The sequence below is a fragment of the Aurantibacter sp. genome (genome assembly GCF_042094015.1).
Taxonomy (GTDB): domain Bacteria; phylum Bacteroidota; class Bacteroidia; order Flavobacteriales; family Flavobacteriaceae; genus Aurantibacter.
Genome location: NZ_JBELDZ010000096.1, coordinates 1 through 8561, shown reverse-complemented (window position 1 = coordinate 8561; position 8561 = coordinate 1). Strand labels below are relative to the sequence as shown.

Below are 8561 nucleotides of genomic sequence, written 5' to 3'. Positions count from 1 at the left end.
GTAAATGTGTTCGTTTAAGTAAAGGCGATTATAACACCAAGAAAATATATAACGAAAGTCCTTTAGAAGTAGCCAAAGAGTTTGAAGGAGCAGGAATTGAGTATTTACATGTGGTTGATTTAGATGGTGCAAAAGCAAAACACATTGTAAATCATAAGGTATTAGAACAAATTGCTACACAAACAAATTTAAAGATTGATTTTGGTGGAGGATTAAAAACTAATAAAGATTTAGATATTGCCTTTAATTCTGGGGCGTCACAAATTACCGGTGGAAGTATTGCAGTAAAGAATCCAGAAGTTTTTCAAGAATGGTTAACAAAGTTTGGAGCTGATAAAATTATTCTTGGGGCAGATTGTAATAACGAAAAAATTGCAATTAGTGGTTGGTTAGAAGAAAGCGATTTAAAAGTGATTCCTTTTATTCAAAATTATCAGAATAAAGGCGCAAGTTATGTGATTTGTACAGATATTTCTAAAGATGGAATGCTAGAAGGTCCAAGTTTTGAGCTATACGAACGTATTTTAAAACAAACGAATAATTTGAAATTAATAGCTTCAGGAGGAATCTCTACTTTTGATGAAATTCCTAAGTTAGCAGAATTAGGCTGCGAAGGTGTTATTATAGGTAAAGCTATCTATGAGAATAGAATTAGTCTAAAACAATTAGAAAATTTTATAATAAATAAATAATTCTATGCTTACAAAACGAATTATACCTTGTTTAGATATAAAAAACGGAAGAACCGTAAAAGGCGTGAACTTCGTAGATTTACGTGATGCTGGAGATCCTGTGGAATTAGCTAAACAATACGCTTTAAAAGGTGCAGATGAACTGATTTTTCTAGATATTGCAGCAACTTTAGAAAACAGAAAAACAATGCACGATATGGTTTTAAAAGTAGCCGAGCAAGTTAACATCCCATTTACTGTTGGCGGCGGAATTTCAAGCATAGCAGATGTCGATACATTATTGCAATGTGGTGCCGATAAAGTGTCTATTAACTCAAGTGCTGTAAAAAGACCAGAATTAATTAATGAGTTGGCTAATAAATTTGGAAGCCAATGTGTTGTAGTTGCTATAGATGCTAAAAATATAAACGGAAACTGGACGGTTCATTTGGCTGGCGGAACTATTCCAACAGAATTAAATTTATTCGATTGGGCAAAAGAAGTAGAACAACGTGGCGCAGGAGAAATCCTGTTTACATCTATGGATAACGATGGAACTAAAGATGGCTTTGCAAATGAAGCTTTAGCTAAATTATCTCAAGAACTTAATATTCCAATTATTGCTTCTGGTGGAGCAGGAACAATTCAACATTTTATAGATACATTTAAAAACGGAAAATCTGATGCAGCATTAGCTGCAAGTGTATTTCATTTTGGTGAAATTCCAATTTCAGAATTAAAGGAAGTACTAAAAAAAGAAGGTATACCGGTTAGGATTTAAAATTAGTATTTCAAAAGTGTCTACTCAAACTCAGTAGAGAGATTATAATTATTTATCAACTTGATTCTACAAAACAATAACATAAACGATATGAATATAGATTTCAATAAAAGTAACGACGGATTAGTTCCAGTAATCATACAAGACGCATCTACTAAAAACGTACTAATGTTAGGCTATATGAACGAGGAAGCTTTAAAAGTGACGCAAGACACTAAAAAAGTGACTTTTTATAGCAGAACAAAGAATAGATTATGGACTAAAGGTGAAGAAAGTGGTAATTTCTTAAATCTAGTAGATTTAAAGTTAGACTGCGATAACGATACATTATTAATTACCGTAAATCCAGTTGGGCCAACCTGTCATAAAGGAACTGATACGTGTTGGGCAGAAGCTAATACAGAAAAATTTGGATTTATTTCTAAGCTAGAAAACACAATTGAAAGTCGAGTAAAAGTAGGAGATTCAGAGAAATCTTATGTGGCTTCATTATTTGCTTCTGGAATTAATAAAGTAGCTCAGAAAGTTGGAGAAGAAGCTGTAGAAGTAGTTATTGAGGCTATGGATAACAATGATGATTTGTTTTTAAGTGAAAGTGCCGATTTATTATTCCATTACCTAATGTTATTACAAGCAAAAGGCTTTAAATTAAACGATATTGTGAACGTTTTAAAAGGAAGAGAGAAGTAGTCAACACTAATGGCATCGCTTTTGATAAACAAGAACGAAATCTTTTTTATGAAAAATTATATTGTTTTAGTATTCTTGATGTTGATATTGAGTTCGTGTGGTAAAGTTTTTAGTGAAATCTCTATTAAAGACCAAAAAGAACATTCTGAAACATTCAAATTAACTAAAGGTGATAAAATCAGGTTTTGGACTAAAATAAAATATAAAACTGAAAATGAATTAAACCTAAACTACATAGTAGATGTATATAAAGGTGATGAGTTATATCAATCTTTTAATTATAACCCATTAATTGTAAACCCTAAGTATATGTCTTCAGATCAAAGATGGAGAACTTCTAAAGAGAAAAACCCAGATTGGGTAAAACGACCAGGTTATTCATTTAATTTATTACGTTTCAAATGGATTAGAGATGAAGATACTAGAGACAATTATCAAAAAAATAAATACATTTATAATTATGGTATTAAAAAAAATGTAAAAGGTAAAAATGCACCTAAATTAATTATAAAAGAAACTGGTAATTATACTTTTAAAGTAAAACTTAATGCTGTTCCTGAAAACAACTATATCATTAAAAAGGCTGAAATTATTTTAAGGAAGTAATAAAACTTATACATTTGTATCAATCTTTATTCTTTATTAAGGCCTAAATCAACTAATAATTTTTCAAATCCGAACCAATTACAACTTTTGTCTTTATGTATAATAAAATCTGAAGATTCTGTATTCACATAAACATAGCTGGTAGTTCTAGTACAATTAGAATTGTTTGTCAAAAGATTTAATTCATATTCAAACTCTCTAAACAAATTCTTGTTTTTATGATTAATTAAAATTTTATTTTTTTTAAACGTGAAATATAATTTGTTGTTTAATTTATTTATAATCGCGTGATTTGTTTTAGTATTAGAACAGCCATAGGAATAAAAAATTAAATCTATTTTTTCATTATTTTTTAAGTTATCTATCATTAAAAACTTATTGTTCTCTATGTAGCTAAAATCTAATGAATCTGGAATTATATTAATTGTTTTATTTCTTTGATTTAATTCAAAATCAATATTAATAGCTTCATTAAAGATTGTATTATATCTTAATTGATATTTACCATATAATAAACTATCACCTTTCGGCTTATTTCTAACAATGTCTATTGGTATTTTAATGTTTTTACTATAGAGAGAGTAATTATAAAGATTAGATTGATATTTTCTAGACTTAATTTTAAAATTAACGAAACCATAATTAAGTTTCTTGGTTTTATTTTTTTCATCAGTTGAGCAAGAAAATAATATGCAACAAGTAATAATTAATAAATATTTCATAATCATATATTATTTCAAAATTCTAGAAATAATAAAACCACAAACTGCCGTAAAAGCTAATAAACCAATGGCTATTAAGTTTTCGCCATAAATAAACTTACCAATACTAAACAATAAACTGTAAACTCCAAAAACACCTAAAAAGAAACCAGTAATTTTATTTCCAAAGCCTTTGAATTTAGAATCTTCTCCAAAAATTAATTGATTAAAGGTCTCTAAAGTATTTTTATCCGATGGCTGTGTTAGTAATGTAACTATTACCCAAGAAATGGTTGTAGCTACAACACCAGACACCAATTGCCAATGTCCAGCTAATTCAATAATTGGCGTATCTAATTTTCCGTTTATAAAGAAGAAAATAGCAATTATAAAAGAAACTATCATTGCTGTAATTTCGCTCCAAGGGTTAATTCTATGCCAAAACCATCTTAAAATGTATAGTAAACCTGTTCCTGCACCAATTTGTAGTAATAAGTTTAAAACTTCACCAGCAGATTGTAGTGTGAAAGATACTAATGCAGCACATATCATTAACGCAATTGTAGAAATTCGCCCAACTAAAACTTGCTCTTTGTCGGTTGCTTCAGGCTTTAAAAAACGTTTGTATAAATCGTTTACAATGTAAGAACTTCCCCAATTTAACTGTGTAGAAATGGTACTCATAAAAGCCGCAATTAAAGATAATAGTACGATACCTAAAAGTCCCGAAGGTAAATAGGTCATCATAGCAGCATAGGCAACATCTTCGCCTTGCATAGATTTTGCTAAACTTGGAAATGTTGCATTAATACTAGATAAATCTGGAAAGATAATTAAAGAAGCTAAACCAACCATAATCCAAGGCCAAGGACGAATAGCGTAATGTGCAACATTAAAAAATAAAGTTGCCCAAGTTGCGTGCTTTTCATCTTTTGCAGCTAACATACGTTGTGCAATATATCCGCCGCCGCCTGGTTCTGCTCCAGGATACCAAGTACTCCACCATTGCACAGCTATTGGAATTATTAATAAAGTAATTAAAGCTTCAGTATTATTAAAATCTGGTAGAAAGGCTAATTTATCTACTACATTAATGTGAGATAATAGGCTAGTAGTTCCACCAATTTCGGGTAAATTAACAATATAAATAGTTGCCCAAACACTACCAATCATAGCAATAATAAACTGTATAAAATCAGTAATTAAAACACCTTTTAATCCACCAAAAGCAGAATAAAAAACGACTATTATGGATGAATAGATTAGCATTGTTTCTTGAGAAATACCTAGAAGGATATTCGCTATTTTAGCACCAGCTAAGCAAACACCAGCCATAGTAATTACGTTAAAAATAACACCAAGATATACCGCACGAAAACCACGAAGGTAACTGGCTAATTTTCCGCTATAGCGTAATTCATAAAATTCTAAATCGGTAGTAATGCCACTTTTTCGCCATAGTTTAGCATAAAAAAACACGGTTAACATTCCAGTAAGCAACATTGCCCACCAAACCCAATTTCCAGAAACACCATTTTCTCTAACTAGTTGGGTTACTAACCCAGGAGTATCTGCAGCAAAAGTAGTTGCAACCATACTAACACCTAAAAGCCACCAAGGCATATTTCGTCCAGAAAGGAAAAAGGATTTACTATCTGTACCAGCCTGTTTTGATACGTAAATGCCAATAAAGGCAAATAAGCTTAAAAAGAATATAATTATTCCCCAATCTAATGTAGATAATGTCATTTGTTGTGTTTTTTAGTCTTTCAAATATAAAAAAAGACATCTCTTAAAGATGCCTTTTTAATTTATAATAGTAATAATTAGTTTATCCAACGTTTACTTATTGCTTTTCTTGATAAGAATAATAATAGAACTCCAACAATTAAAACAAAAATTGGCATAATTACAGCTCCAGGACCATAAATTTCTATCGCGCCACTCATAAAAAGTGTATGAATCATTTGAATTATAATTCCTAACAGCGAAACAAAGAAAAATAGATGTGCCCACTTTTTTCTTAACAACAGCATTAAGCAACCTAAAGCACCAAACATAACAGCAGTTGCATATGCTGCCATAACCCAAGAAGGCGTATTTAATACAATATCCATAATTTCTGGATCTGGATATAATTTTTTAAAATAATCGGTTTTATAAGCTTGATGTAAATATTGATTTACCCCTAAAGCATTCCAGATTAGTGCAAATCCACTTACAATCCAGAACCATAAAGGTGGTTTTTGTTTCGTTAAATTGGTCATAATAAATATGTTTAGTTGATTATTAAATTACAAGGTATAAAAATTTTGTTACAATTATAAAATTAAGTTACTTGCCAGTATTATGGCATTTGAAAGAAAACGATATTATTACGTAATTACTATTCAATATTTAGGATACAGATTTCACGGTTGGCAAAAACAACCTAATGTAAAAACCTTGCATTTAATGGTGGATAGAACCTTAAACTTTATTCTAGAAGGTCGTGATTTTAAAACTTTAGTTTCTGGTAGAACAGATGCTATGGTTAGTGCAGAAGAAGCTTGTTTTGAATTGTTTATATATGAAGGAATTACTGATTTCGATATATTTTTAGAACTTTTCAACACTAATTTACCACAAGACATTAGAGCTCTAAAAATGCACGCAGTTGATAAAGATTTTAATATTATTCAACATTCTAAATTAAAAGAGTACAATTATTTATTTACTTATGGTGAAAAATGCCATCCGTTTTGTGCTCCAATTATGACTACTCTTTTAACCGATTTAGATATTGATTTAATGATTGAAGGCGCAAAATTATTTGAAGGTAATCATTATTATAGAGCTTATTGCTATAAGCCAAGTCCAACAGGTCAATTCAATAGAGAAGTAATCTCATGCGAGATAGTGAAAAACACGAGTTATACTGCTAATTTTTTTCCTGAAAAAAGTTATATTTTAAAAGTGAAAGGAAAAGGTTTTATGAGAAATCAAATTAGATTAATGATGGGAACATTAATAGAATTGGGTCAAGGTAAACGTACTTTAGAAGAAATTAGAATAAGTTTGACAGAAGAAAACCCTTATAATATGCAATATATTGCACCAGCATCTGGCTTAATATTAAAATCAATTATATTTGAATAAAAACGCTTTATGAAAAAAACCATAGCATTCTTAAAACAATTAGAAACTAATAACGATAGAGATTGGTTTGCAGAAAACAAATCGATATATCAAGAAAGTTTAAATGAATTTAAAGCTGTTTTTTCTGATATTGAGACTTTAATGAAATCCCATGATATTATCGATACAGCTAAGGTTTTTAGAATTTATAGAGATGTAAGGTTTTCTAAAAATAAATTACCATATAAAACTCATTTCTCGGGTTCGTTTGGTCGTAAAAAGCCAGAATTACGTGGTGGATATTATGTACATATTCAACCAAATAATAAATCATTTATAGCTACTGGGTTTTGGGATCCAAATAAAGAAGATTTATTGCGTATTAGACGTGAATTTGAAATGGATGACGATGAAATCCGAGATATTATGTCTAACAAATTATTTAAGTCTGTATGGGGAACAATGGAAGGTGATGAGTTAAAAACTGCACCAAGAGATTTCGATAAAGAACATAAAGCCATCGATTTAATTAGAAAAAAACAATTTATTTTTACTAAAAAATATACGGATAAAGAAATATTATCTTCTGGATTTATAAATTCTGTAAACGAGAATTTTAAAACTATTAAACCTTTTTTTAATTATATGAGTGATGTTTTAACAACTAACTTAAATGGTGAATCATTAATTTAAAAGGCTTCTAAAACATTAGGCATATCAAAAAGTTGAATCTGATCTTGAAGACGTTGTTTTACTAAATTCATCATTCGCTTATTTAAAGCTGATGAATTCTTAATGTATGACGTGTATTCTTTAGTAGTAAATTGCCCAATAATTATCCCTTTTAATGCATTCCTAAACTTAATATCTTTATTAATAGCATTATCTATATATAATTGTCTTCGTTCTAAAGTTAATTCATAGAAAACATTTTTGTGCTTTGTTATATAGTTTCTTAGTGATGCAATCAATAAATCATTCTGAAATTTAATTACAGGTCTTAATGTAGCGTTCTGAAAATATTCTCCAGCGCTCATATTTGGTAATAATTGAGCTGATGAAATAACTGGTCTAATAGATAGTAATGCATTTGTTCGAGTTTCCATAGTAAACAAGTTTTTTATAAATTTAGTTATAAAAAAGCCTTATATCACTATTAGAAATTATACTTTTCAACTGGCTTATAAACACTTTAAGATGATTAACTTTGTTTAAAATTAAATTTTATGAGATTTCATACACGTAAATGGATTAAACCAGAAGACTTAAACCCAAACGATACATTATTTGGAGGGCGATTATTAGAATGGATAGATGAAGAAGCTGCGCTTTATACTATAATTCAGCTAGATAATCCAAAAGTGGTTACTAAATTTATGAGTGAAATTAACTTTAAAGCATCTGCTAAGCGTGGCGATATTATTGAAATAGGTATTGAGGTTGTTAAATTTGGTAAATCGTCTTTAACGCTTAATTGTAAAGTCCGTAATAAAATGACGCACGAAACTATTATTACCGTAGAAAATATTATTATGGTTAATTTAGGCGAAGATGGCTTGCCAAAACCACACGGAAAAACAAAAGTAGAGTTTGTTAAAAATCGCTTAAAACAGGATTAGTAAATAATCTAAGAATTATATATTATAAATACTTCTTCTCCACATAAAAGGTTCCAAATGGCAACAGTGATGCTATTAAGACAATAGCAAAGTCTTTAGTATTCCATTTGTAATGACTTTTTAAAAGAATAGCTAAAGCAATATATGCTACAAATAATAAACCATGAGGCATACCAAGCATTTTTACAAACGCCTCATTACCTGAAGTTTTTTTATAAATTGAAGCAGCCATCAAAAGTAAATAAGATAAGCCTTCTAAAAACGCAGTAATTCTAAAAAGTGTAGTCATTTGTTATTCTGTTTTCAACAAAAATAACTGGTTTTAAGTCTAATTTAAAGTTTTAGGCTTTCTAATTTCAATAAAGGTAAAGAAAAC

General features: G+C 29.4%; 12 protein-coding genes. 7 read left to right on the top strand and 5 right to left on the bottom strand.

Going from position 1 to position 8561, the window contains the following annotated elements:
* The 4 genes from hisA to ACFDSN_RS11185 form a co-directional block, all read left to right on the top strand.
* Positions 1-692 (top strand): 1-(5-phosphoribosyl)-5-[(5-phosphoribosylamino)methylideneamino]imidazole-4-carboxamide isomerase (hisA, locus tag ACFDSN_RS11200; protein WP_375239944.1); only part of this gene is annotated, 692 nt, incomplete at its 5' end.
* 4 nt (positions 693-696) lie between these two features.
* Entirely contained in the window at positions 697-1452 is a 756-nt protein-coding gene (gene hisF, locus ACFDSN_RS11195; protein ID WP_375239943.1) for an imidazole glycerol phosphate synthase subunit HisF, read from the top strand.
* A 90-nt stretch (positions 1453-1542) separates the two neighbouring features.
* Complete coding sequence (gene hisIE, locus ACFDSN_RS11190) at positions 1543-2142, top strand: bifunctional phosphoribosyl-AMP cyclohydrolase/phosphoribosyl-ATP diphosphatase HisIE (protein WP_375239942.1); 600 nt, start codon at positions 1543-1545, stop codon at positions 2140-2142.
* 48 nt (positions 2143-2190) lie between these two features.
* Positions 2191-2748 carry a hypothetical protein gene (locus ACFDSN_RS11185; RefSeq protein ID WP_375239941.1) on the top strand — a complete coding sequence of 186 codons (558 nt, stop codon included), beginning with the start codon at positions 2191-2193 and terminating at the stop codon, positions 2746-2748.
* Between the two features lie 26 nt (positions 2749-2774).
* On the opposite strand, the gene ACFDSN_RS11180 is transcribed toward ACFDSN_RS11185, so the two are convergent.
* The 3 genes from ACFDSN_RS11180 to ACFDSN_RS11170 form a co-directional block, all read right to left on the bottom strand.
* On the bottom strand, positions 2775-3470 hold the full coding sequence (locus ACFDSN_RS11180) for a hypothetical protein (protein ID WP_375239940.1): 696 nt from the start codon (positions 3468-3470) through the stop codon (positions 2775-2777).
* A 9-nt stretch (positions 3471-3479) separates the two neighbouring features.
* Positions 3480-5198: a sodium:solute symporter family protein gene (locus ACFDSN_RS11175; protein WP_375239939.1), complete on the bottom strand. Its 1719-nt coding sequence runs from the start codon at positions 5196-5198 to the stop codon at positions 3480-3482.
* A 77-nt stretch (positions 5199-5275) separates the two neighbouring features.
* A complete protein-coding gene (locus ACFDSN_RS11170; protein ID WP_375239938.1) occupies positions 5276-5716 on the bottom strand; it encodes a hypothetical protein in 441 nt (146 codons plus the stop codon).
* 82 nt (positions 5717-5798) lie between these two features.
* On the opposite strand from ACFDSN_RS11170, the gene ACFDSN_RS11165 reads away from it, so the two are divergent.
* Both ACFDSN_RS11165 and ACFDSN_RS11160 read left to right on the top strand, forming a co-directional pair.
* Positions 5799-6587: a tRNA pseudouridine synthase A gene (locus tag ACFDSN_RS11165; protein ID WP_375239937.1), complete on the top strand. Its 789-nt coding sequence runs from the start codon at positions 5799-5801 to the stop codon at positions 6585-6587.
* A 9-nt stretch (positions 6588-6596) separates the two neighbouring features.
* The gene (locus ACFDSN_RS11160) at positions 6597-7259 is read left to right on the top strand and encodes a DUF2461 domain-containing protein (RefSeq protein WP_375239936.1); all 663 of its coding nucleotides are present in this window, start codon (positions 6597-6599) and stop codon (positions 7257-7259) included.
* Here ACFDSN_RS11160 and ACFDSN_RS11155 read toward each other — a convergent pair.
* Entirely contained in the window at positions 7256-7672 is a 417-nt protein-coding gene (locus ACFDSN_RS11155) for a glyoxalase (protein WP_375239935.1), read from the bottom strand. The genes ACFDSN_RS11160 and ACFDSN_RS11155 overlap by 4 nt on opposite strands.
* 120 nt (positions 7673-7792) lie before the next feature.
* On the opposite strand from ACFDSN_RS11155, the gene ACFDSN_RS11150 reads away from it, so the two are divergent.
* Positions 7793-8185, top strand: a complete 393-nt coding sequence (locus ACFDSN_RS11150) for an acyl-CoA thioesterase (RefSeq protein ID WP_375239934.1) — start codon at positions 7793-7795, stop codon at positions 8183-8185.
* A 22-nt stretch (positions 8186-8207) separates the two neighbouring features.
* Here the strand turns inward: ACFDSN_RS11150 and ACFDSN_RS11145 are convergent, their stop codons facing one another.
* Positions 8208-8474, bottom strand: coding sequence for a DUF3817 domain-containing protein (locus ACFDSN_RS11145; protein ID WP_375239933.1), 267 nt, complete (start codon positions 8472-8474; stop codon positions 8208-8210).
* Positions 8475-8561 lie beyond the last annotated feature (87 nt).

Excerpts from the sequence above, each read along its gene's own strand:
- hisF (WP_375239943.1), top strand. The coding sequence starts at position 697 with ATGCTTACAAAACGAATTATACCTTGTTTAGATATAAAAAACGGAAGA.
- hisIE (WP_375239942.1), top strand. The coding sequence starts at position 1,543 with ATGAATATAGATTTCAATAAAAGTAACGACGGATTAGTTCCAGTAATC.
- ACFDSN_RS11185 (WP_375239941.1), top strand. The coding sequence starts at position 2,191 with ATGAAAAATTATATTGTTTTAGTATTCTTGATGTTGATATTGAGTTCG.
- ACFDSN_RS11180 (WP_375239940.1), bottom strand. The coding sequence starts at position 3,470 with ATGAAATATTTATTAATTATTACTTGTTGCATATTATTTTCTTGCTCA.
- ACFDSN_RS11175 (WP_375239939.1), bottom strand. The coding sequence starts at position 5,198 with ATGACATTATCTACATTAGATTGGGGAATAATTATATTCTTTTTAAGC.
- ACFDSN_RS11170 (WP_375239938.1), bottom strand. The coding sequence starts at position 5,716 with ATGACCAATTTAACGAAACAAAAACCACCTTTATGGTTCTGGATTGTA.
- ACFDSN_RS11165 (WP_375239937.1), top strand. The coding sequence starts at position 5,799 with ATGGCATTTGAAAGAAAACGATATTATTACGTAATTACTATTCAATAT.
- ACFDSN_RS11160 (WP_375239936.1), top strand. The coding sequence starts at position 6,597 with ATGAAAAAAACCATAGCATTCTTAAAACAATTAGAAACTAATAACGAT.
- ACFDSN_RS11155 (WP_375239935.1), bottom strand. The coding sequence starts at position 7,672 with ATGGAAACTCGAACAAATGCATTACTATCTATTAGACCAGTTATTTCA.
- ACFDSN_RS11150 (WP_375239934.1), top strand. The coding sequence starts at position 7,793 with ATGAGATTTCATACACGTAAATGGATTAAACCAGAAGACTTAAACCCA.
- ACFDSN_RS11145 (WP_375239933.1), bottom strand. The coding sequence starts at position 8,474 with ATGACTACACTTTTTAGAATTACTGCGTTTTTAGAAGGCTTATCTTAT.